At 34.3% G+C, this 23,500-nt stretch carries 20 protein-coding genes, 2 pseudogenes and 2 other annotated features; of the genes and pseudogenes, 5 read left to right on the top strand and 17 right to left on the bottom strand.

Translation table 11 applies throughout. The annotated features are described in order from the left end of the window. Positions 1–110: 110 nt before the first annotated feature. The 8 genes from HRG09_RS24505 to HRG09_RS24470 all read right to left on the bottom strand — a co-directional run bounded on the left by HRG09_RS24505 (position 111) and on the right by HRG09_RS24470 (position 10,484). Entirely contained in the window at positions 111–767 is a 657-nt protein-coding gene (locus HRG09_RS24505) for a YkyA family protein (RefSeq protein WP_174103455.1), read from the bottom strand. A gap of 17 nt (positions 768–784) precedes the next feature. Beyond that, positions 785–1,606, bottom strand: coding sequence for a peptidoglycan-N-acetylglucosamine deacetylase (locus tag HRG09_RS24500; RefSeq protein WP_174103454.1), 822 nt, complete (start codon positions 1,604–1,606; stop codon positions 785–787). A gap of 162 nt (positions 1,607–1,768) precedes the next feature. Continuing rightward, on the bottom strand, positions 1,769–2,767 hold the full coding sequence (locus HRG09_RS24495; RefSeq protein WP_174103453.1) for an LCP family protein: 999 nt from the start codon (positions 2,765–2,767) through the stop codon (positions 1,769–1,771). Positions 2,768–3,041: 274 nt separating this feature from the next. Beyond that, on the bottom strand, positions 3,042–5,345 hold the full coding sequence (locus tag HRG09_RS24490; protein WP_174103452.1) for a glycoside hydrolase: 2,304 nt from the start codon (positions 5,343–5,345) through the stop codon (positions 3,042–3,044). A 187-nt stretch (positions 5,346–5,532) separates the two neighbouring features. Next, positions 5,533–6,438, bottom strand: a complete 906-nt coding sequence (gene thrB, locus HRG09_RS24485; RefSeq protein ID WP_174103451.1) for a homoserine kinase — start codon at positions 6,436–6,438, stop codon at positions 5,533–5,535. Next, on the bottom strand, positions 6,435–7,493 hold the full coding sequence (gene thrC / locus HRG09_RS24480; RefSeq protein WP_174103450.1) for a threonine synthase: 1,059 nt from the start codon (positions 7,491–7,493) through the stop codon (positions 6,435–6,437). The genes thrB and thrC overlap by 4 nt, the downstream gene beginning before the upstream one ends. Beyond that, on the bottom strand, positions 7,486–8,781 hold the full coding sequence (locus HRG09_RS24475) for a homoserine dehydrogenase (protein WP_174103449.1): 1,296 nt from the start codon (positions 8,779–8,781) through the stop codon (positions 7,486–7,488). The genes thrC and HRG09_RS24475 overlap by 8 nt, the downstream gene beginning before the upstream one ends. A gap of 159 nt (positions 8,782–8,940) precedes the next feature. After that, positions 8,941–9,174 (bottom strand) — a binding site (T-box leader). Positions 9,175–9,289: 115 nt separating this feature from the next. Then, positions 9,290–9,525, bottom strand: a binding site (T-box leader). Positions 9,526–9,845: 320 nt separating this feature from the next. Continuing rightward, on the bottom strand, positions 9,846–10,484 hold the full coding sequence (locus HRG09_RS24470) for a pyridoxamine 5'-phosphate oxidase family protein (RefSeq protein ID WP_174103448.1): 639 nt from the start codon (positions 10,482–10,484) through the stop codon (positions 9,846–9,848). Positions 10,485–10,571: 87 nt separating this feature from the next. Between HRG09_RS24470 and HRG09_RS24465 the strand changes: the two genes are divergently transcribed. Then, on the top strand, positions 10,572–11,177 hold the full coding sequence (locus tag HRG09_RS24465; RefSeq protein WP_174103447.1) for an NUDIX hydrolase: 606 nt from the start codon (positions 10,572–10,574) through the stop codon (positions 11,175–11,177). Between the two features lie 164 nt (positions 11,178–11,341). Here HRG09_RS24465 and HRG09_RS24460 read toward each other — a convergent pair whose 3' ends face one another. From HRG09_RS24460 to HRG09_RS24435, 6 genes and pseudogenes are all read right to left on the bottom strand, one after another. Further along, complete coding sequence (locus tag HRG09_RS24460; RefSeq protein WP_174103446.1) at positions 11,342–11,683, bottom strand: SdpI family protein; 342 nt, start codon at positions 11,681–11,683, stop codon at positions 11,342–11,344. Positions 11,684–11,858: 175 nt separating this feature from the next. Then, positions 11,859–12,704 (bottom strand): peptidoglycan-N-acetylglucosamine deacetylase, encoded by an 846-nt coding sequence (locus HRG09_RS24455; protein ID WP_174103445.1) that lies wholly within the window; start codon positions 12,702–12,704, stop codon positions 11,859–11,861. Between the two features lie 125 nt (positions 12,705–12,829). Then, positions 12,830–13,357 (bottom strand): annotated as a pseudogene (locus tag HRG09_RS24450) (aminoglycoside 6-adenylyltransferase); the annotation flags it as partial. Between the two features lie 10 nt (positions 13,358–13,367). Next, the gene (locus HRG09_RS24445) at positions 13,368–13,994 is read right to left on the bottom strand and encodes an O-methyltransferase (RefSeq protein ID WP_174103456.1); all 627 of its coding nucleotides are present in this window, start codon (positions 13,992–13,994) and stop codon (positions 13,368–13,370) included. A 146-nt stretch (positions 13,995–14,140) separates the two neighbouring features. Further along, positions 14,141–14,860, bottom strand: a complete 720-nt coding sequence (locus tag HRG09_RS24440) for a 3-ketoacyl-ACP reductase (RefSeq protein ID WP_026591950.1) — start codon at positions 14,858–14,860, stop codon at positions 14,141–14,143. 292 nt (positions 14,861–15,152) lie between these two features. After that, positions 15,153–16,913, bottom strand: coding sequence for an ABC transporter ATP-binding protein (locus tag HRG09_RS24435; RefSeq protein WP_174103444.1), 1,761 nt, complete (start codon positions 16,911–16,913; stop codon positions 15,153–15,155). Between the two features lie 315 nt (positions 16,914–17,228). Here HRG09_RS24435 and HRG09_RS24430 point away from each other — a divergent pair, with 315 nt between their 5' ends. Beyond that, on the top strand, positions 17,229–17,993 hold the full coding sequence (locus HRG09_RS24430) for an alpha/beta fold hydrolase (protein ID WP_174103443.1): 765 nt from the start codon (positions 17,229–17,231) through the stop codon (positions 17,991–17,993). Between the two features lie 176 nt (positions 17,994–18,169). On the opposite strand, the gene entFM is transcribed toward HRG09_RS24430, so the two are convergent. The 3 genes from entFM to HRG09_RS24410 all read right to left on the bottom strand — a co-directional run bounded on the left by entFM (position 18,170) and on the right by HRG09_RS24410 (position 22,185). After that, positions 18,170–19,471 (bottom strand): enterotoxin EntFM, encoded by a 1,302-nt coding sequence (entFM, locus tag HRG09_RS24425; protein WP_174103441.1) that lies wholly within the window; start codon positions 19,469–19,471, stop codon positions 18,170–18,172. Positions 19,472–20,365: 894 nt separating this feature from the next. Then, on the bottom strand, positions 20,366–20,965 hold the full coding sequence (locus HRG09_RS24415; RefSeq protein WP_174103437.1) for a nitroreductase family protein: 600 nt from the start codon (positions 20,963–20,965) through the stop codon (positions 20,366–20,368). A gap of 236 nt (positions 20,966–21,201) precedes the next feature. Continuing rightward, the gene (locus tag HRG09_RS24410; RefSeq protein WP_174103435.1) at positions 21,202–22,185 is read right to left on the bottom strand and encodes a D-alanyl-D-alanine carboxypeptidase family protein; all 984 of its coding nucleotides are present in this window, start codon (positions 22,183–22,185) and stop codon (positions 21,202–21,204) included. Between the two features lie 100 nt (positions 22,186–22,285). Between HRG09_RS24410 and HRG09_RS24405 the strand changes: the two are divergent. The 3 genes and pseudogenes from HRG09_RS24405 to HRG09_RS24395 all read left to right on the top strand — a co-directional run. After that, positions 22,286–22,501 (top strand): annotated as a pseudogene (locus HRG09_RS24405) (LD-carboxypeptidase); the annotation flags it as partial. Positions 22,502–22,785: 284 nt separating this feature from the next. Further along, the gene (locus HRG09_RS24400; RefSeq protein ID WP_174103433.1) at positions 22,786–23,127 is read left to right on the top strand and encodes an EamA family transporter; all 342 of its coding nucleotides are present in this window, start codon (positions 22,786–22,788) and stop codon (positions 23,125–23,127) included. Beyond that, complete coding sequence (locus HRG09_RS24395; RefSeq protein WP_174103431.1) at positions 23,120–23,458, top strand: EamA family transporter; 339 nt, start codon at positions 23,120–23,122, stop codon at positions 23,456–23,458. Before HRG09_RS24400 ends, HRG09_RS24395 begins: the two co-directional genes overlap by 8 nt. Positions 23,459–23,500: the final 42 nt, after the last annotated feature.

Genomic DNA, 23,500 nt, shown 5'->3' with positions numbered 1-23,500 from the left:
TTTTTCGACTTTTTAGTCTTAGTTTACTTAAATCTTTTCAATCTATCACTTTTTTACAGCCAAGCTTACCTAAAGTTACATACTACTTATATTAGAAAATATTATGTACTTTATTTTTGTTCCTTAACCTTAATTTTTGCTTCTTTATAGAATGCTAGTTTTCCTTCGTTATACTCTTTTGTATATCCGTTAAATTTCTCTTTTTCTTTTTTCATTTCTTCCGTTAATGTATTTACTTCTTTCACTTTCTCGCTAATTTCTTTTAACTTTGTTTCTTTTATTTTTAATTTCGCATAAAGCTCTTTTTCAATCGCCATTGATTTCACATAACTTTCGTTCATTTTTTGAAAAGCATCATAACGATTTTTATAAGCTTCTTCTACTTTTTTCGCTTGTTTTTGTATTTTTTTATCTTCAATTTTCTCTACATTACTTTGAACTGATTTTGTTTCTTTTTGTGCTTTCTCTAATGCCTCTTTTTCACTTTTTAATACTTTTTCACGCTCGTCCACATTTGAGACTGCTTGATCTAGTTTTTGTGCAACCGCCTCATTATGCTCTTTTCCTTCTGTTATAATTTGAGTATATAATTCTTGTCCTTGTTTTTCCAACGCTTCTAATTTTTTTGCATCTTCAAACAACGACTTCTCTTGTTTAGCTGCATTTTCAAATGCAACAAATAAATTTTCTTCTGGTTTTTCACCAAAGCAACCTGATAATAGTCCTACTGACATTGCTCCAACTAGTGCTAATTTTCTATAAGCCAACTTCTTTTCCCCCTATGTTACATACGTTTATCATGCCAAAAATTCAATGGGAAGTGATCACTTTCATGATATGCTTCAAACTCATAACCTTTTTCTTTTAAACCTTTTATAATTGCCGGTACTGCTGCAACAGATTGCGGATGAATATCATGCATTAAGATAACTTCTTTAGGATTCGTTGCACCTGCAAGTACATTTTCAACAATCTTTGCTGAAGCAGCATCAACAGGCATTTTATTGTATCTCCAATCTAGAGAGTCAATCGTCCAATCCCAAACTTTAAAGCCACCTTCTACAACTTTATTACGAAGTGCTTCATTTAAACCAGGCATAGAACCGTATGGAGGACGTGTTAATTTAGGAGATTCTCCAATAATATTTGCTATTAATCCTTGATCTTCTTTCATTTCATTTACATACTCGCCACTTGTATACAATTTTTTAAAATCATGTGTCATACTATGCATACCTACATAATGGCCTTCTGCTTTCTCACGTTTTACTAAATCTGAAAACTGTTTTACATTTGCGCCAATTAAGAAAAATGTTGCTTTCGCATCATTTTGTTTTAATATATCTAACAGTTCAGCTGTATATTTTCCTGGTCCATCATCAAATGTAAGATAAGCCACTTTTCTCACTTGCCCATTAAATTGAGTTGGTGCTGTTTTATTCATCTCCACTTTTGACTGTTCGCTTGCAAGTTGTATTGAATTCACTTGATTTGCTACTGCTCTCGCTGGTGATGTAACGGATTGAAACATAAAATACCCAACTGCGATCGCAATAATAGCCACGATTGTAACTATTATGCTTTTTACATTAAATACATTTCCCATTCTATGAAATTCCTTTCCTTCTATTATTCTTATATAATTCTTCCATGCATAGTATATATATATCTATTTTACTATATATGTAAACATTTTTAAATAACTACAATGGTATTTTAATCTATTTAATATATAGAAAAAGGTTGGCTAGACGCCAACCTTTTTCAATTAGTTTCGAACTGCTTTTGGCGTAATACCTAGATGTTCATTCAACTTTTTAGAGATATCCTGCACATTTTTTTCGTTTGGAATGTAGTAATAAATCCCACCCATACGTTTATCTGTGCCTTCTACTTGAATTTTCTCCATTTGCAAATCAGTTCCAGCCATATTTCTTGTAATAGAAAGCATATCATCAAATGTTAAGTTTGTTTTCATATTACTATCAACTGCATCTAAAAGAGAACCTAATTTACTAATTGATTGAACAGACATTGCTTTTTTCGCAATTGCTTCAATAACAATTTGTTGTCTTTGACCACGCATTGCATCACTATCAATTTTACGTGTTCTTGCCAACGCTAGAGCCTGCTCTCCATTTAAATGTTGATAACCTTTTTCTAAATGAATCATACCTGCTTGGTCTTTACTATCTTGTTCTGTAAATGTAACTGGTACATCCACATCAATACCACCAAGGGAATCTACAATTTTCACGAAAGAATCAAAATTAAATTTCACATAGTAGTCAACCGGAACATTTAAAAATCTCTCAACTGTATCTCGCGCACTTTCAACTCCTCCAAATACATGAGCATGCGTAATTTTATCCATTTTCTTTTTCGATGGGATATACACACGAGAATCACGCGGAATACTTACTAATTTTACTGATTTATTATCTTTGTTGATTGTTGCCAGTAGAAGTGCATCCGTACGAACAGCTTCTCCATATTGTTCTTTCCTGATATCACTTCCATCAACACCCATAATTAAAACCGAAATATTATCTTTTAAAGGTTCAACCTCTTTATTACGTTTCGTTGACTTCTCAATTTGTGCATAGGCATCACTTACAACAGCATTTGCTTTATTATATAAAAACGAACCATATCCTACTCCACCAAAAATAAGCAGTAAAAATGGAATCAAAATGAACCACTTCACAGATTTTCTTTTAGAACGTTTCTTTTTACTTCTTGTGTTTTGTTCTAATTCAGAGCTCATGTTTATTCTCCTCTCTTTCTCTTTTCCTAGTATACTCCATGTTTATCAATCTTCATATTGAATTTCATTTCATTCACCTTACATTTTTGTAAGGTTTCATTGTAAAGAAGTAAAATCAATATGTATTTCATTTCACTTTATACTCTCGTGTTTTATTTTAACAAGACGCTAAATTTCAATTGTAAAAAAATACAATTCAGATAGAAAAATCCGCCAGTTAGAGCTTTCATTACATACTAACGGAATTTCCCTACAGTCATTTTCTGCTTTTCATTCAATTCACTTCAGGTTTATAAAGCATTCGCTCGCCTTCGACAAAAATAACAGCCGATTTTGCTTGTACTGTTGTACCTTCTGTTTTCATATCTTGATTAGAAAAGTTTACAATTACTTTTATGTCCTTTCCATAAGAAGCTGTTTGCACAAGCTTGTCTTTTGAAAGATATGCAAAGTTCGTCATCTCTTCTTTTACTGCTTTTTTATGGAATGCTTCCCATGTTTTTAAATGATGCGTAATTTCATTTTTATGCTTCTTCCATTCCACTTCATCTAAGTGATATAAAGGTGGAACGTTATATAATAGTTCATATAACATACGATTTCTAACTTCATCTTTCACCTTCAAGCTACCCCATTCCCAATGGTGGGTTGTAATTACAGAGTCATTGTACACTAATTTATATAAAGGTATTGAATACACGGGATTTAAATATACTTGCTTATATTCTTCTTTCACTGGTACTTGTTTTGCGTACTTTTCTGGAACGTTTTCATTCGGTGACCAGTAACCTCCAACATAATATGGGCTTGTCTTATTCTTTCTCATATCCTCATCGGCCCATTTAATAACAGGCGTTTCAATACCATGTGCAAAAGCAATCACTTGACTCGCAAAATCATTTCCACCCTCAGAACCAACGACCATGCCTTTTTCTTTCGCAATATAATCCATCCGTGCTAAACGTGCTTTTAAATCTTCTTCTTGTGTTGTGATATGTTTTGGAGAATAATCGTCGTAAATTTCCCCTGTGGCATCACAATCAATAAACCATGAATTAAATGGAGTACCATTATTTAATATGCTACTAACACGTTCTTTCACACTAGGTAAGGATAATGTCGGATTTAATTTACGACCTCTTCCTAAAAACCCTTGTATTTTCTCACCATTCTTTTTTGCAACCGTTGCATCTTCAAATAGTGAAGGGTCTTTAAAAGAAGCTGTATTCCAAGTCTTATCGCCTTTTTCATGAATCGAATGATAAGAATCATATGGACCAACTAAATATCCCATTTTCTCAGCTTGCTTCACAAATTCTGGTTGAATGAATCCTTGCTCCCAATTTGGTAGTCCAATCCATGCATGATCAATACCAGCTTCATTCATCTCTTTTAAAACATCCGTACCATCTGCACTACCCCATTTCTCAACATCCTCAACTGCGTCACCAAGTGCCGATTTTAATAAATGTTTATTTAAGCTATACAATTCCGTTTCAGTTAAGTGATCTACACCTTTTTTCAATAATCGATTTGTTTCATCATCAACTTTTGAAAAAATATCTTCCTTATAAAATTCCTTCATCCCTAACACTTCATTTATATAACGCAAAACAACATTTTTTTGATACTTATCAATATAATCCTGCTTATTAATTTGATCAAATACATTTAATTCGCCAGGCTCTTTGCTATATTTTTGAATTAGTTCTTTTATCCATCCAAATATAGGACTATTGATTTGTTGTCTTAATGCTGGCCAATCTACATTACTTTGCGCTAAAGCATTTTGATTCCAAAAATAAAAATGCGCTGCTCCGTATAACTTTTCAATTTCTTTATTTTGTTTTGCTTTCTCTTGTAATGTTTTAAATTCACCTTTCTCTACAATATTCTTCTTATATAATTTTGCAATATTTACTGCATCATTATCAGTCACATACAGTTGAAAACCGTACGATTTATTTTTGTTGATACTCGGAAATTCATGAGTAAAATCAAATCCAATTTTCGGATCAGTATGAAATTGCACTTCATTATTAAACATATTGTTTGCAACAAATACCGTGGAATATTTCGAACCATTTAACGCAAAAAATTTCATTGAAAATGACTCCGCAAATGAATACATTTCATCCTTTAAGAATTTCTTCCAATTCTCATCATCGCTCGGAATATACTTACCTTCCCATAAAGGAAGTGTATAATTTTCAGCTTGTACCTTTGGCCAAGTAAAGCTTTCTGCACCTGTAGATTTAATTTCAATATTCACATGATCTTTTTTCTTTTCTAAATTCACTTTCACCTTCTGATCTGGATATTCCCACGATGTATGTGTATCATCTTTTTTCAATTTTGATACTTTCATTTTCGGTAAAGGCTGTGATGCTTGTTCCTTCACTCCATCATGCTCAACTGTTAAAGCAAACGTTTCTGGATTCACCTCATACGTAAAATCTTTATATGTTACTTTTTTTGTTTTGAATTCATGTGAAACATTTTTTTGTTTCCAATCGCATCCCGTCAAAGTCGTAATTGTCATTGTTGTAAGAAGACATAGTATCATCATTTTTTTCATCTTCTGCACCTCCACCACTGAATATACAGGTGGTTTGTTACAGGAATGTGGCAATACGAAATGATAAAGAAATCATTAAAGATAAGAACATAATTCATTATAAAAAGCTCCAGTTTTCCAATGAGCATAGCAAAAGGGTACAGACTTAATCTTTTAGATTAAGTCTGTACCCTTTTGCTTTCGTACTTTATTTTCTCACTGATAAACCTGCACTTTCCTCTCTTTTCACAACCGTTCCTTCATGATCAATTTCTAACTGACAAGCTTGCATAGCCGGAAATACTTTTGCTAATTGCACAGCAATTTCCTGACGTTTTTCATACGGAGTCAGAATAAAAACTGCTGGTCCAGCACCACTAAGCGCAGTTCCATATGCTCCAATTTTTTTTGCATACTGGCGGATTTCTGGTAATAAAGGAATAAGCTTTGAACGATATGGTTCATGAAACAGATCCCTTTCCATCATTTCACCAACAATTCCCCATTTCTTTTGGCATAATGCTGCCACTAATACGTTACTTACCGCGCTAGCACGAACTGCATCATGAAAATGAAATATCTCCGGTAATACAGAACGACTTTTATTTGTATTTAATTCTTCATCAGGAATAAGAGAGATTACACCTAATTCTTTACTCTCTATTCTAACAACAGATACATGATCCCCATCCATCGCTCCAATAACAGTACCTCCTAAAATAGAAGCAGCTACATTATCAGGATGCCCCTCGAAATTCGTAGCAAGGTGAATCTTTTCATCTGTTGTTAAATGTAATTCCCCAAGTTGATTTGCAAGTTCTATTCCGGCTACAATGGCTGATGCACTACTACCTAATCCTCGTGCGAGTGGAATATTACTAGTAGCTTCTATTATATGTGGAGATAAAGAAGGACATACTTTAAGTGCCGTACTTACAATTAAATTTCTTTCATCATTCGGGATTGAAGAATCAAATGAATGTGCAACATGCCAATGAGTTGACTTTTCTTTCACAGCTACTTCTAAATATAATGATAATGCTATTCCAACAGAGTCGAAACCAGGACCTACATTTGCTGTACTAGCTGGAACACGAACTTTAAATGGAATCACGAAACAATCACTCCTTTAATATGTTCTTTTATTTGTTCCATATCATTTGAAACACTTGCAATCTCCAAATGATTAGAAGCAATGGCAATGTCAGGATCTTTTAAACCATTTCCTGTTAACACAGCAACAACTGTCTCTCCCTTACGAATCTTTCCTGCTTGAACATGTTTGATTACACCTGCCAAAGAAGCATTTGACCCTGGTTCTGCGAAAACTCCCTCTGTTTTCGCTAACAAACGATAAGCATGTAAGATTTCTTCATCTGTCACCATATCAATTTCACCATTTGATTGTTCCGCTGCTTCTACAGCATATGACCAGCTTGCTGGATTACCAATGCGAATCGCAGTTGCGACTGTTTCTGGTGAATCAATGACGTAACCTTTAACAATTGCAGCTGCTCCCTCTGCTTCAAAACCATGAATTCTTGGCTTTTTAAATCCCTTCTCTTTTTCATACTCACAAAAACCTTTCCAATACGCTGTAATATTTCCAGCATTTCCAACTGGAATAGCAAGAACATCTGGTGCTTTTTGCAACTGATCACAAATTTCAAACGCAGCTGTTTTTTGACCTTCAATTCGATATGGATTCACCGAGTTTACTAATGTAATCGGCTCTTCTGCCGCGATTTGGCGTACAGCTCGAAGTGCATCATCAAAGTTTCCTTCTATTGAAATAATCTCTGCTCCATATGCGACTGCTTGCGCTAACTTTCCGTGAGCAATTTTCCCTTCTGGTATAACAATAATACACTTCATCCCAAGGCGAGCGGCATATGCCGCTGCCGATGCTGATGTATTTCCTGTTGAAGCACAAATGATTGCTTGTGATCCTTCTTCTTTTGCCTTAGCTACAGCCATTACCATTCCTCTATCTTTAAAGGATCCTGTTGGATTAGCACCTTCATATTTTCCATATAAATGAATTCCTAATTCTTTAGAAATGTTTAGAAGTGGAATAAGTGGTGTATTTCCTTCCATCAAGCTTACATCTGGTGTGTGATCATTCACTGGTAAATAAGAAGCGTATTGCTTTAATAATCCTTTATACATATTGTTTCTCCTCCTCAATAGCATAATAACTCTTTATTTCATTCGCTACACTCTCTATTGACGCTAAAACTTTTTCAAACTGATATTTTGAAGTTTGATGAGTCACAATCACAATTTCCGCAAGCTCTTGATTTAGTGGTAATTGCATAATTTCTTCTAGGCTAATCGATTCATTAACGAAACATTCTGTGATTTTTTGAAACATTCCTGGTTCATCCCATAGTAAAATACGTAAAAAGTATTTCGAAACAACTTCTTCATCTTGTTTTAATGTATAAGGTACTGACTCTTTTCGTACATCTTGACTTTTCATTACTTGATTCATATTTTTAACGATTGAAATAATATCACTTACTACTGCAGATCCTGTTGGTAATTTCCCAGCCCCTGGTCCATAAAACATCACTTCTCCAACAGCATGACCGTGTACATATACAGCGTTAAATTCGTTGTTCACATTAGATAGTGGGTGATGGCTCGGTAATAAAGTAGGCGCTACACTTAAGTTAATAGCCGAACCTTGCTTCTCTGCTTTCCCAACCAGTTTCATAGTAAAACCTAATTTCTTAGCCATTTCTAAATCTTCTTTTTCTACATTTCGAATACCTCGAACACGTACATCATCTAAAGAAACATTCATCGAAAATCCTAAGTTTGCTAGAATAGCCACCTTTCGCGCAGCATCTAGTCCATCTACATCTGCTGAAGGATCTGATTCTGCAAAGCCTAGCTTTTGCGCTTCTTGTAGTGCCTGTTCATATGACCAGCCATTTTGACTCATTTTTGTTAATATATAATTTGTTGTACCATTTACAATTCCCATAATCTTTTCAATATGATCAGAAGCTAAGCCGTCTGCTAGTCCTCTTAAAATTGGAATTCCTCCAGCTACGCTTGCTTCATAATACAACTGACAGCCATTTTCATTTGCTAATTTTAATAATTCATTCCCATATACAGCCATTAAATCTTTGTTTGCAGTTACGACATGTTTTTTATTACGTAACGCCCTGACAATAGCCTGTTTTGCTTCTTGAATTCCGCCCATCACTTCTACTACGATATCAATATTGGGATCTTCTAAAATTTCATTTGCATCACTTGTTATCCTTATTCCATCAATTGAAACATCACGTTCTTTTTCCACATCACGTACTGCCACCGCTTTTACTTTTACTTTATATCCTGTATCAAGACTAATTTTCTCCTTGTGACCTTCCAAAATATGAACGACACCGCTTCCTACAGTTCCAAGCCCTAATACTCCAATATGTATTACATTTCCCATTTTTAAATCTCCTCCTATTTTTTAAAATACTTGATAATTAACTTTTTCCTATTTGCGCAGTCAATGGTGGTTCTCGTTCGAATCAATTGTTTCACTCCAACCGCACCTCCTTTCAATTCAGCAATAAATTTTATAAAAAAAAAACACACTCATCCCTAAAAAAGGGACGAATGTGTTTTCGTGGTTCCACCCTTGTTCCAATTCAAATATACATTCATTTTGAATTGCTCAAGTTCAGATAACGGCTGAGACCGCCAATAATTACTAGATTACTCGTTCACTACCGGAGTTCAAAGGTGGTAAGATTATTTCTCGTGTTAGGAAGCTCACAGCCCTTGGCTTCCCTCTCTGTAAACCGTAAAAATAATCTCATGTCCTTATCATTACTTTTCGTTCATGTCTATTTGTTTATTCATTATACGCACATAAGCTACAAAATCAAGAAGTATTTTTATTTTTCTAAATCTTCAAACTTAAATTCCATAAAAAAAAACACACTCATCCCTAGTAAAGGGACGAATGTGTTTTTCGTGGTTCCACCCTTGTTCCAATCCAAATATACCACTCATTTTGGATTGCTCAAGATCAGGTAACGGCTGAGACCGCCAATAATTACTAGATTACTCGTTCACTACCGGAGTTCAAAGGTGGTAAAATTATTTCTCGTGTTAGGAAGCTCACAGCCCTTGGCTTCCCTCTCTGTAAACCGTAAAAATAATCTCGTGTCCTTATCATTACTTTTCGTTCATGTCTATTTGTTAAATTATTATAATTACGACAATTCAAAAAAGCAAGCCCGTTTTTAAGAAAGACATTTATATATTCTTTTCTCCATAAGATAATTACACTTTTATATTTTATTTTAAGATAGTAATTCAGACTACTAAAAAATAATTAAATCTGTATACTTCTCTTTTAAAACTAGAATTCACATAAAATCATCAACTAAAATAACTATAATTCCAGTTTGAAACACTGCTCCCTAATAAAGCAAACACCCTTTAACTCTCTAAAACATTAATTATATCTATATATTTTATCAACCCATGTAGTATCCGAAATTTTTAATACAATCTTTTTGTATAACTTTCTTCTAATGAGCGTGCGACTTCTTCTTCATTTGCGTTCACTTTGGCATGATCAACAAGCATTTTTGCCGCCGATGGTAATGCTTCTTTTTCTAACCAAGAATCTGGATTCCATAATTCAGAACGTATAAATGCTTTTGCGCAATGAATAAAACATTCTTCTACTTCCACAACAATTCCCAACAGCGGACTGCGACCATTTACTTGCATCTTCTCTAAAATCTCCTCATCGTTTGTAATAGCTGCACGCCCATTTATTCGTAATGATTCTCCAAGCCCTGGAATAAGAAAGATAAGCCCCACCTTTGGATTAGATAAAATATTAAGAATCGAATCTACTCGGCGATTCCCCGGCCTTTCCGGAATTACAATTTGATTTTCATTTAAAACATATACAAATCCAGGTGCATCTCCTCTTGGTGAAGCATCACAATGTCCAAACTGATCTGAAGTAGATATTACAAGAAATGGCGATTTAGATAGAAAATCACGACAATGATAATCAAGAGATGGAATCACTTTCTTCACCGCACGCTCACTTGGATACCCTAAAATAAGACGTAATTCTTCTTCCGTTGAAATGAAAGAATTGACTTTTATTTCCTCCAGTCCCATTCAATATACACCCCTTTTATTTTTCTTTATTTTCCCAAAATTACATACAATCATTGTATACTAAACTATATAGAAAGGGGAATATAAATGACAGAATGGTTAACGATATTTGATACAGAAGGAAACAAAGTTGGAAAAAAGCTACGTGATGATGTACATCGTGACGGTGATTGGCATGAAACATTCCATTGCTGGTTTGTGGAAAAAGAAAACGAAGACATGTTGTTATACTTCCAATTACGAGCTAAAAACAAGAAAGATTTCCCAGGAAAATGGGATATTACATCTGCTGGACATATTATGTATGGTGAAGATGTACGAATAGGTGGTCTTCGTGAAGTAGAAGAGGAATTAGGCCTCTCCTTTCAAGCTACTGATTTAGAATACAAAGGCATTTTTAAAATCAATCACGAAACCCCACACTTCATTGACCGTGAAATGTGTCATATATATTTTCACGCTGTTACAAAATCACTTCCTTTTGCACCAGGTGATGAAGTTGAAAATGTAATGAAAGTAAATGCAACTTCTTTCTTACAACTGTTAAAAGGTGAAATTTCCTCTACAACAGGAATTCCAGTTGTAAACAAAAACGCTAAACCTATTACAATAACATTCGAAGATATCTACCCATATGAACTTGAATACTATGAATTTGTTGTGGAAAAAGGACAAACTATGCTAAAAAAATAGTTTTTTTAAGTTTAAATTATCAAGGATTGGTAAAGTAAAACTTCAATTAGCCCTCACCAGTTAGGCTTTTACGAGCAGTTAATTTCCCCACCTAACGTCTTTGCTTTTGCTGAACTTTGAGGTGGGAGTCTTACTGCCCGTTAATGCGGGGCAAATACAATTTATTATTCCTCTAGTGTCTTTAATTTCTTCTCTACCTTTACAAACATATGAATGATTAATATAATCATAAGACTTAAGATTACAATCGTTGTATGCGTATATTTAAATAGCAATCCAATTACGCTCCCTACTAAAATCATAAAAACACCATTTTGTTTCATAACTTCAGCACTATATCGATTTCCAGCATTCCATAGATCTTTATTTTTCATTGAGCGCTTTGTTCGATACCCGTATACTGCGTTAATATCTGTTGGTGGATTTTTTTGCAATATGAGTGCAGTTAGTATAAATATAATACCGATTAACATGCTCATCCCTATATTTACAAGTGCATATGTCATCTTATCCCCCTCTCACATCCACACACCTATTTTTCAATACACATCTTTATTATACAATAAAAATTAATTACAACCCTATATTTTCCATAATAAAAAAATACACCACTCTTGTTTAAATGATGTACAAACTGAATACAGTATTTTATGTTCATTACCTAATCTTATTGTTTTATATTTACTTTCTCTGTTTCGACGTTTGAAACATGCTAGGAAGCGTCACAAATCGTGACCCTTTTGCTTTCAGTTGAGGAATAATTCGATCTAATGAGTCTACGGATCCTTGCAAGTTCGCTCCTGGGGTAGAGTGTTGTAATATAACACTTCCCGGAAACGCATTTCCTAATACAGTATTTGTAATCTGCTCTGCACTTACACCTTTCCAATCAACTGTATCTACACTCCACTGTACAATCATAAAGTTTTGCTCTGTCGCCCATCCCAACTGTTTTTCAAGTATTTCACCATAAGGTGGACGTATAAACTTTGGCGCATACCCCACCAATCTCTTCAATGTCTCTTCTGTTTTTACAATTTGGTTCCGGTATTCTTCATCACTCACTTTAGCTAAATTGGGATGATTGTACGAATGATTCCCAATAATATGGCCCTCATTCGCAATTCGCTTTACTACATCAGGATACCTTTCTGCATTTTCACCTAGAAGAAAAAAAGTACCTTTCACACCATAACTTTTTAGCTTATCTAATATTTGTGGGGTAAATACAAGGTCTGGCCCATCATCAAATGTAAGAGCAACCTCAGCTTTATTAAATGGTCCTGAAAACGCATAAGCATATTTTTCAACCCATGAAAACGGAGTCCAAGAGCCTCGAACCTCCTCCCCACTTTGCACTTCGTTACCTAAATCAACATTTGATGAATTATGAATCGAACTAGGATAATTTTGATAATAAAAAGGATCTGAATACGGTATATAAGAATACGAAGTATAAAAAGGAATATTACGTTCTAGATTCCACTGAAAAGGACTAAACATTTCGGATGGATAAAAGTAGTACATGATAAAAACCTCCCTTATATTTTATATGTCGTTCATTCAAATTTTGTTAGAAAGGTCCATATTCACAAACAGAAATAAGACCGTCCCACCTTTGGAACGATCTTATTTCCCTTCTATCTAAACACTTAATAAATTTTTTGACTATCTCTCGGTAAAGACTTCACATACTCTAAATAGCTTGTCACTCTATCATCATCAATTTGTGGATATTTGTAACTAAAATAGCTAGCAATCCCGATTGCAGTTTCTCTAAATAAATTCCCCATTACAAAGACAGACTTCCAAATGTTTTCATACTCCGCATTTGAAAAAGTCTCCACATATTGTTTCCACACGTCCTGCTCAAGGTATTTTTCAAAATACTTCCCAAACTTTCCAGCGCTTACTGTAAAATTTGTCTTCATCCCAATATGCCACTCTAGCATCTGCACCAGCATATCTCGCACAGGACCTTCAAGCATCTCTTTTACATAAGGTAGTTCTTCTCTCCACAGCCCTTTGGCAACATTGGTACTACACCACCAAAACTCATTACAGCAATCTGCAAATTCTTTTTCACTTGGCCTAGTTATAAGATAATCTGAATCACTTGCTGGTGAGAACGGTTCAATACATCCATCTTTATCCAGAAGAAGTACACTTAAGCTATCTCTATCAAGAAGTTCATTTACTCCCTACTGTTTGAATTGCTGTGGCAGTAACACGTGGTTCATTAGCTATTAACTCATAAAAACGACGTATTCCTTGCACGCGCGGGTCATCACTTGAAGCATTAATCACTTCCCCTTCGCGCACTACATTATCTCCAATAATTAAACTACCCGGCTTTGAAAGTTTTAGAGCCCATTCAAAGTATGTATGATTGTTTTGTTTATCCGCATCAATAAAAATCAGGTCAAATGGCTCATAATCTTCATTAGCAATTTGTTGTAACGAATCTATCGCCATCCCCGTGCGAACATGAACCACATCTTCCAAATTAGCTCGCCTTATGTTAGCACGAGCAATCTCAGCGTGTTTTTCATTTACTTCAAGCGAAATAAGTCGACCATCTGTTGGTAATGCTCTTGCAAACCATATGGTGCTATATCCCCCTAAAGTACCAATCTCTAAAATGTTCCGTACCTTTTGGATTTTCACAAGTAATTGTAAGAACTTCCCTTGCGTTATTGAAACATCATGTACTGGCAAATCAGCTGCAGCATTCACTTGAAGCACCTCTTCTAAAATAGAATCAGTTGGTACTAGTAAATCTGTAATATACTCATCAACAGCTGTCCATATATCCATATGTTTCACGTAAATACTATTCCCTTCGAATTGTATGGAATCATACTTCAATAACTTTCACTCCTATTATACATAAAATTCAGAATCAAAAAGAAATAAAAAAAGATTTGGCTTTAAACCAAATCTTTTTACACATATATAATTTCTTACGGATTAGTAGACCAAAGCCCAGCAGATTTAATAAATGTACGTTTATTTAATTTCAGCTGTGCTACGATAAACTCTGCAATATCTTCTGCTTGCATAACTTTATCTGGATTACCATCCGTTAATCCTAGATCTACTGCCATATCCGTCGCAACTGTACTTGGTGTTAAAGCTGTTACACGAATGTTGTGTTTGCGTACTTCCATCGCTAACGATTCTGTTAATCCAAGAACACCAAATTTTGAAGCACTGTATGCACTTGTTACCGGTGCACCTTTTTGTCCTGCTGTAGATGAGATGTTAATGATATCACCAGACTGTTGTTCAATCATACTTGGTAATGCAGCGCGAGTTGCATAGTATACACCCATTAAGTTGACTTGGATAATTTTTTCCCAATCAGCAACATCTAGTTCTAAAAATTTTCCGAACTTAGAAATACCTGCATTATTAATTAAAATATCAATAGAACCTAATCCACTTTTTAATGTTTCAATAGCAGTAGTAACTTCTTCATATGAAGATACATCAGCAGTAGCTATAACAGCTTTCACGCCTTCAGCTTCCACTTCTTTCGCAACTGCTTTTAAATTTTCTTCAGAGCGCGCTAAAAGACCAACATTTACACCTTCTTTTGCTAAAGCAATTGCTACAGCACGGCCAATTCCTCTTCCTGCTCCTGTAATTAATGCATTTTTCCCTTGCAATAATTCTGCCAAATATAACACTCCTCAATCACTCTAAATTGCTTTCTTCTATCATGAATTCTATCTGTATTTAATCTGAAATGCAATTATGCACTTTGATGTGCGTAGGTTACTTGTAAGTAACTATTGTGTTCAATGTACAATTCACAAATTATCTATGTAACTAGTTTTGGATAACGTATCCTTTAAAATTCTCGGCATCAAACCATCACCTCTCTCCTTTCATCATGCCAGTTATAATGATGAATAAGCAGTGAAGTTAAAGAAAATCTCCACTGCTTCAAAACCCAATACTACAATCGTTTTATAGCGCTCCCTCTTTAATTTTCAATTGCTGCGTTGCAAATTCTCGGTACATATCATGAGAACGTAACAATTCATCGTGAGATCCACTTCCTGTAAGTTTTCCTTTTTCAATAAAGATAATTTTGTCTGCATCTACAACAGTAGAAAGTCGGTGTGCAATTACTAAAGTTGTTCTGCCTTTCATTAAGTTATTTAACGCTTTTTGAACAACAGATTCCGATTTACTATCAAGACTGGACGTCGCTTCATCTAACATTAAAATTTGAGGATTGCGGAGCAACGCACGAGCAATTGCAATTCGTTGTCTTTGGCCCCCAGATAATTTCACACCACGTTCCCCGACTTCCGTATCATATCCTTTCGGTAAATCATCGATAAACGCATCGACATATGCCATCGTTGATACACGCTGTATTTCTTCGTCACTTACACCCCCTTGAACTCCGTAGCAAATATTATCTCGGATCGTCCCATCAATTAACGGACTATCTTGTGATACATATCCAATTTGACGTCTCCATGATTGTAATGAGTATGTTGAAATAGGGTCTTTTCCTAACTTTATTACACCACTTGTTGGTTCATAAAAGCGTTCTAATAAAGAAAACAATGTCGTTTTCCCACTACCACTAGGCCCTACAATTGCAGTTACTTTTCCTGATTCAATGGTGAAATGAATATTTTGTAGTACCTTTTCGTCTTCGTTATACTCAAAATCTACATTTTCAATCAAAATGGATTGCTTTGCATTCGTTACCTGAATACCATCTATATGATTTTCAACTTCATATTCTAAAATAGTATGAATACGTTCTGTTGCACCAATTGCCTTTTGAAATTGTGTAAAGAACATAGAAAGTTGACTCATTGGCATAATAATTTGCACTAAATATAGAATAAATGCTACAAGTTCTCCCGTTGTTAGTGCACCACTAGAAACACGCATTCCACCATATCCTACAATAATAACAAGTAACGCCATTAAAACAAATGACATAACTGGTGTAATGAGAGCCTGAACTTTTCCTTCTTTCAAACCAAATTGTAATAACTTTTGAATTCCTTTGTTACCACTTTCATATTCTCTAGATTCTGTATTTGAAGATTTCACCAAACGTATTTCCGATAACACTTGGTTTAACACACTCGTAAAGGAAGCTGTCTCATCTTGCAACGTTTTAGAAATTTTATACATCATTCTTCCAAGTGGTACTAAAATCAATACAGCTAACGGAATAACAGTTAATAGTAGGACTGTCATTTTCCAATCTAAAACAAACAATACAATTAACGATCCAACAATAGAAATACCACCCGTTAATAAGCTAGACAAGTGCTCTGATATTAACGTTCTTACAACACCTGTATCGTTTGTCATACGGCTAATTGTGTCACCTGTTCTGTTTTGATCATAGTAAGAAACAGGTAAAATCAAAACCTTTTTCCATAGTCGTTCTCTAATTCCAGCTACAATTTTTTGCCCAATATAATTGAGTAAATAAATGGATAACCCTGACGCGATTGTTTGAACTACAAAAAATGTAACTAAGCCAACAATTTGCATTGTACTGATTGAGGAAATCGAAAAATTATCAACTAACCCTTTTGTAAGCATTGGAATAAACAAACTTGCTCCTGTTGAAAACAAGCTCATTACTAATGCAAAAATAAAAATACCTTTTGGGGGATGCGTATCTTGAATGAGGCGTATAAAATTCCTCCAACTTCCCTTTTTCTTCTCTTTATTGTGTATTTCCACTCCTATTCATCTCCTCATTTCAAACCAAACTGTTATTTCTAATATTAGCATACGATATGAATGTAAACTGAATATAAACAGTCTAATCATTCATTCTCTTATTTGGTAATAAAACACATCAAATCTCATCTTTACAACAAGCGTAATCATCTGATATTATTACCTGGTACTTATAAAAAAGAGTATTCTTTCGTTTCAACAAAAGGAATTATACAATACTGATTCAAATATATATAACATGTATTTTTACAACCTACTTTTGTAGGAATATTAGACAAACCTTACAAACCTTCATTGATTGAGAGGAGTATCCCTTTGCAAACAAACAAGAATCCCGAAAAGAAAACCATTATATTCATTCACGGATTAGTTGGAAATCGTCGTGCCTTTAAAAAGGAATATAAACGATTTTCTTCTTCCTACAATATAATAACGTATGACTTACTAGGACATGGTGAAGACAAAGGACAAGCAATCGAATTTTCTTTAGACCGATTAGTACAACAGCTATCCGACCTTTATGAAAAAGAAGGAATTCAGCAAGCTCATATTTGTGCCCTAAGCTATGGTTGCTATATTGCTACTATATTTGCACACAAATATCCAGAAAAAGTATTAAGCCTTTGTCATATTGGTGGACATTATAATAATCCATCCCTTTTATATAATGTTTTTCGAAAATTTTGGGATAAAAGAGAACATGACTATTCTACTTGGCTGTATCAATATGCAAATACAATTTTCCCAAGCGGAATATTAAAAGCAAATCCTTTTGCAGTCATTTCAAAAAACATTTATTATCGCTTTGGCTTACAACTGCACTCGTCCATTATTGTTGAATCGCTCAAGCACCGTTTAGAATTTGATTTGAAATCTCGTTTAAAAGAGCTGTCGCAACCTATTCTATGGGTAATGGGAGAGCATGATCACCTCTACAAATCTTGTCTATTTGACTTAAAATCTATTCTACCAAATGTATTATACAGAGAAATCCCACTAGCTGGACATGCCGCAAATTTATTTCGCCCTAGCTATTTCCATGATTTATATTCTCGCTTTTTACACGGAGATTTAAAATAGAAAAATATATATTCGTACAAAATGAAAAGGAGAGAAACATTTATTTATAAAAGTGTTTCCCTCCTTTTCATTTCTATCATTCATTTATATTTACAAAAGCAAAACTAAAGATAAGAAAAGCTTTCTAGTTTCCTAGAAAGCTTTTCCTTATAATATTGAAGAATTAAATTCTCTTATTATGCTTTTGTATAACCAGCTAGGTGCTTACTCCAGTAAGGATTGCTTACTGATTGAATTCTTACACCAGTTTTTTCAGTTTCTGCACTGATGAACTGACCATTTCCTAAGTAAATACCCATATGAGTCATACCACCAGCATTAGTAGTATTGCTAAAGTATACTAGATCGCCTGGTTGTGGATTGCTAGTATGTTGTTTGCTGCTCCAGTAGCCAGCAACAGTTTGACGTCCGCCAGAGTGACCTGCTTGTTTTAATACATAGTAAATGAAACCACTGCAGTCAAAACCAGCAGGTGTTGTACCACCCCATGTATATGGTGAACCATTTAGTGATTGTGCAATAGACACAATTGATGATCCGTTCGCAGATGGCGTTGACGGTTTTTCTGTTTGTGGTTTTTCTACTTGTGCATTTCCTTGCTCACCACCAGTAGTTGGACGAGAAGGCGTAGTTACATTTGCGGTACCACCTTTTACAAATTTCACATAGTCTGCACTTACGTAACCTGTTCTGCCGTTATGGTTAATTTTATACCAGCCATTTTCTACACCAGTAACTTGTAGTGTTTGACCATTTGTTACGCCACCAATAACAGCGTTATATGTAGCTGGACCTGTACGTACTTTTAAAGCACCTGTATTAACCACATATGATCCACCCGTTTGAAGTGTAACATTATTGTTAGTAGCCGGTTTCTCTGTTTGGTTAGATACAGCTGTACCACCTTTTGTTACGAAGTCTTTGCTTATGTATCCAGTTCCACCATTATGGTTAATTTTAAACCAATCCTGTACTTCACCTACAACTTGTACTGTTTGGCCTTTATTTACAGAACCTAAAACAGTATGAGACGCGCTAGGACCTGTACGTACGTTAAGTGAAGAAACGTTAACTGTATAATTACCTGTTCCTTGTTGAACAGCAGTTTCTTTCTTTCCACCAGTAGTTACGAAGTCTCCACTTACATAACCTGTTTGACCATTTACAGATACTTTAAACCAGCCATTTTCTTGACCAGTTACTTGTAGCACTTGACCTTCTGTTACTTTAGAAATAATGTTATGCTCTGTGCCAGCACCTGAACGAACATTCAGTACATCAGCTGTTACTGTGTATTTTAGTTCAGAATTTGTTTCTACTGCTTTTGTTTCAATTGTTTGTTTTTGAGTTTGAGTTTGCGTTTGTCCATTGATTTCTTTTAGTGCATCAGATGACACTTGTGCATGAGCAGAATCCATTCCAGGAACTGCTACGCCAGCTACAGATGCTGCTGCTAAGCCTGCTAGTACTTTCTTCATAAGTTGTTTTTACTTCCTTTCCCTAAGACCCTCTAAAAAAACGAACTTAATAATCTATAATATTCTCAAAATTAAATATGTATTAAATTCCATTTTTTGACAAGGGTTTTATTTTTCATACGTCGTTAATTGTAAATGATTGACGTGAATTTTGTGTGAACTTCATGTGAACTTTCATTTCCAAGACAACGTTTTTATAATAAAACATTTTCTATTTTTTATTACGAAATAAAATAGAAGTCTCTACTTCTCATCTTATCACTACAAATAAAAAATCTACTTGCCTTATTAAATCATATCAATGCCCTCAGATAAAAGATTCCCTTGATGAGTCACCCTTCTATCATTACAAAAATCTAACCATTTAGCAACTAAATAGTATTCTAAAAGATTATATTTCTCTTACTTGAGATGTCGTTAACTTTGTATATGGTCTTCTAATGTGGCTTTCGTTGAGTCCAATTGCACGATCAAAAACGGGTGATCTTACGTACGAGTATTATTTGTCATTGTAACGTTATTTCTTATTTGGAAAAATATTTTGGATTATTTAAGGATTTCCTAAACAAGAGCTAGATAATATGGTATTGGGAGGGTTTATTTGATAAAATAACATTTGTGTATCTAAATATTAGGAAGCTCATTGTTATTAATGGAGCAAATTATCGATAATAGTTCAAAATATTATACCGAATTTCACTATGCACTCGCATGCTTACTATCTTTACTAACTTTCAAAAAAGTAGCAACTATCGAAATCAAAAAGAATGAATTGAAAATAGCTATAAAACAACAAAGAGATGAATTAGTCAAAGAAGACCCTTATAAATTATAAAGATATCCTATAACAGCCATAAAAAAGGATTATCAATTTTGATAATCCTTTTTTATACTTTATTTATAAATTTTCACTCGAGTTTCTAATGGCTGGAACTCTTTTTCCCCTGCCGCTGCAACTGGTTTACCAAACGGCATTTGTGCAATTAACTTCCAAGATTCTGGAATATCCCATTCTTTTCTTACTTCATTATCAATTAATGGATTATAATGTTGTAGCGTTGCCCCAAATCCTTCAATTTCTAACGCCGTCCAAATCGCAAATTGCAGCATTCCCGATGATTGCTGAGACCAAGTCGGGAAATTGTCTTTATATAACGCAAACTTTTCTTGAAGATCTTCTACTACTTTACTATCTTCAAAGTATAAAACTGTTCCATAGCCACTTCTAAATGCGTTCATTTTTTCTTCAGTTGGTGCGAAATTATTTTCTGGCACAATTTTTCTTAATGTTTCTTTCGTAATATTCCACAGTTTGTCATGTTGTTCACCTAATAAAACAACAACTCTTGCACTCTGAGAATTAAAAGCTGAAGGTGTATACTTTACGGCATGATTTACTACTTCTTGAATCTTCTCATCAGAAACAACTTGCTCTTTACTAATTGCATAAATGGATCTTCTGTCTTCAATCGCTGAATAAAAATCTTTTGCCATACTAATTCCCTCCAATTTTTATTTGAGGCTTACTAATATGTATTATGCTATATCCCGCCTCTAACTTATTAATAATAAGTTTATAACTTTATTATATTTACAAAGAAAAATAATTTCAACCAATAACACTCATACTTTTTCAGTTTTTGTTTTTGATACCTTTTATATTCCTTTAAAATAAAAAAACAGCTTATCATCCACTCAATTCGAGTTTTAAACAAGCTGCCTTCCTTCACCTACTTAACAATTTCAAAGCCGTAGGACATTAATTTATGTGTTTCTGTAAAACGTTTCATTTTACTCTTTGTACCCATAACAACTGTTACGATTCGCTTATCACCTTGTTTTGCAGTCCCTGTAAAACAATAACCCGCACTATCAGTAAAGCCTGTTTTCAGTCCATCCATTCCTTCAATGTATAATCCTTGATTAGCGGGATTTAACATTTCATTGGTATTTGTAACAATCGTACTTTTAAATGCTAGCTGACTTTGACGTAAATGTGTAACATCTAATATCTCTGGGTAATCCTTTACAAGATGATATGCTAACTTCGCTACATCAGCTACAGTCATCTTTGTTTCACTTCCATCAGCTTCTTGTAATCCAGAAGCATTTGCAAACTTAGTCGCTTCTGACAACTCCAGTTGTTTCGCTGTTTGATTCATAAGCCCTGCAAAATCTTGTTCTGTCTTTGCTATATGTTCTGCTAAAGCAACCGCAGAATTATTGGCAGATTGGATCATTAACGCGTGATATAGGTCTTTCACCGCTACTACATCTCCCATTTGCACTGGAATTCTAGCGCCCTCCGCTTGTGCTGATTTGGCACTTATTTTCACTTGATCTTCCCAATGAACCTTTCCTTTATGTATATTTTCTAAAAGGATATATGCCGTCATCATCTTTGACATACTCGCTGGGGCAAGTACATCTTCTTCATGATTTTTATACATGACTTGTCCATCACTCGCATCAATGATTATCGCGGCTTTTGCTTCAATCACTGGTATATACTTTTGCGGGATTACTTTTTCAGATAATCCTGTTTTTGGTAACTCTGCTACTTGTAGAGGCGGACCATCTATTGTCATTTTTTCTTTTGCTTTGGAAACATTTGTCGCATTCTTTTCTAAAATACTCCCCTGGAAAAAGAACCAACATGTACCCAAAATAATAGCACAGAGTATTGTTATGCTTCCCCACCCTAACCTTTTCATCACTAAATCTCCTTTTACTCTACCTATTTATAATTTCAAATTTAACCATAACAACAATGCCTTTAAATCGTCAAGGTCAAACAGGAAAGAATCTGCAAGAATCATTCTTGGAAAACATGAGCAATTCAATGATTGCGGTACAAATCGAAAACCATATGAAATATTACTAGAAGTGCTAAAGGACCGTAAATTGCCATTTCTAGCAAACTTTTATTGTTGCCATACCCATCCAATGATGACAATGCCAATTGGTGTGCAAGTGGAAATGGATGCCACGAATAAAAGAGTAAGTATCCCTGAACAATGGAAGAAATAAATATGTGGTTTAACGATTCTATGAATATCTTCATTTTAATAATGTAATACAAGCACATGATGAATATAAGAAGAGTGACTTTTATACGAAAAACCACTCCTCTTCTTATATTGTTTTGCAACATCAGTCATGGTACTATATACCTTGGAATGTGAAAAATTAGACAAAGAATACACGTTACACAACTTTATATTTTTTCGACGTACATTCCATGTAATAAGAAAATATAGATGAAATACATTCTTTTCAAATTGATGTATTTATATCTAAAAGAGAGTGAATATATGAAACCAAATATTAAAAATTATGTATTCTTACATGTAGCTTTCTTGCTATATTCTATCATCATGGTTTACATGAAATGGGCAGCTAAATTCCCAATCACATCCATTTCATTTTTCGCTGCTTACTTTGGACTCGTTGTGTTTTTATTTGGCTATGCGATTATTTGGCAACAAGTAATTAAACATTTCGAAATATCTAGAGCATACTCTCACCGAGGTATTATCCTACTATGGTCAATGCTGTGGTCTGTCCTCTTTTTTGGCGATACGATAAAGTGGAACCATTTACTTGGTGCAGCTATTATTATTGTTGGAATTGTGGTGGTGACAAAAGATGAATAATTATATGTTGTTATTTATTTTCGGTATAATTTTAGCCAATTACTCACAAATTTTACTTAAAAAAGCAACTCTACAAGAATATGATTCCAAATTAAGAGAATATGTAAACCCTTATGTTATTATTGGCTATTCTTTATTTGTAATTAACGCCGGGTTAAATGTTATTGCATTAAAAGGCTTATCATTAAAACAAGCATCTGCATTAGAGTCACTAAGTTATCTCATCATTTTAGTGTTCGGTTGGTATTTCCTAGGTGAAAAAATTACAAAAAGAAAAATCCTCGGTAACATTATCATTGTAATTGGAGTTGTTGTTTTTTCCATACAATAAGAAAATACGCCCTTATTGTATAGAAAAAAGTCCGTTATTAAT

The sequence above is a fragment of the Bacillus sp. Xin1 genome (assembly GCF_013314535.1).
Taxonomy (GTDB): Bacteria; Bacillota; Bacilli; order Bacillales; family Bacillaceae_G; genus Bacillus_A.
The sequence above is the reverse complement of the archived record's forward strand: the minus strand, read 5'-3'. Positions and strand labels throughout refer to the sequence as shown.

What these genes read in the sequence shown, in the direction of transcription:
- HRG09_RS24500 (WP_174103454.1), bottom strand. Translation starts at nt 1,606, where the DNA reads ATGGGAAATGTATTTAATGTAAAAAGCATAATAGTTACAATCGTGGCT.
- HRG09_RS24495 (WP_174103453.1), bottom strand. Translation starts at nt 2,767, where the DNA reads ATGAGCTCTGAATTAGAACAAAACACAAGAAGTAAAAAGAAACGTTCT.
- HRG09_RS24490 (WP_174103452.1), bottom strand. Translation starts at nt 5,345, where the DNA reads ATGAAAAAAATGATGATACTATGTCTTCTTACAACAATGACAATTACG.
- thrC (WP_174103450.1), bottom strand. Translation starts at nt 7,493, where the DNA reads ATGTATAAAGGATTATTAAAGCAATACGCTTCTTATTTACCAGTGAAT.
- HRG09_RS24475 (WP_174103449.1), bottom strand. Translation starts at nt 8,781, where the DNA reads ATGGGAAATGTAATACATATTGGAGTATTAGGGCTTGGAACTGTAGGA.
- HRG09_RS24470 (WP_174103448.1), bottom strand. Translation starts at nt 10,484, where the DNA reads ATGGGACTGGAGGAAATAAAAGTCAATTCTTTCATTTCAACGGAAGAA.
- HRG09_RS24465 (WP_174103447.1), top strand. Translation starts at nt 10,572, where the DNA reads ATGACAGAATGGTTAACGATATTTGATACAGAAGGAAACAAAGTTGGA.
- HRG09_RS24460 (WP_174103446.1), bottom strand. Translation starts at nt 11,683, where the DNA reads ATGACATATGCACTTGTAAATATAGGGATGAGCATGTTAATCGGTATT.
- HRG09_RS24455 (WP_174103445.1), bottom strand. Translation starts at nt 12,704, where the DNA reads ATGTACTACTTTTATCCATCCGAAATGTTTAGTCCTTTTCAGTGGAAT.
- HRG09_RS24445 (WP_174103456.1), bottom strand. Translation starts at nt 13,994, where the DNA reads ATGGATATATGGACAGCTGTTGATGAGTATATTACAGATTTACTAGTA.
- entFM (WP_174103441.1), bottom strand. Translation starts at nt 19,471, where the DNA reads ATGAAGAAAGTACTAGCAGGCTTAGCAGCAGCATCTGTAGCTGGCGTA.
- HRG09_RS24415 (WP_174103437.1), bottom strand. Translation starts at nt 20,965, where the DNA reads ATGGCAAAAGATTTTTATTCAGCGATTGAAGACAGAAGATCCATTTAT.
- HRG09_RS24410 (WP_174103435.1), bottom strand. Translation starts at nt 22,185, where the DNA reads ATGAAAAGGTTAGGGTGGGGAAGCATAACAATACTCTGTGCTATTATT.
- HRG09_RS24400 (WP_174103433.1), top strand. Translation starts at nt 22,786, where the DNA reads ATGAAACCAAATATTAAAAATTATGTATTCTTACATGTAGCTTTCTTG.
- HRG09_RS24395 (WP_174103431.1), top strand. Translation starts at nt 23,120, where the DNA reads ATGAATAATTATATGTTGTTATTTATTTTCGGTATAATTTTAGCCAAT.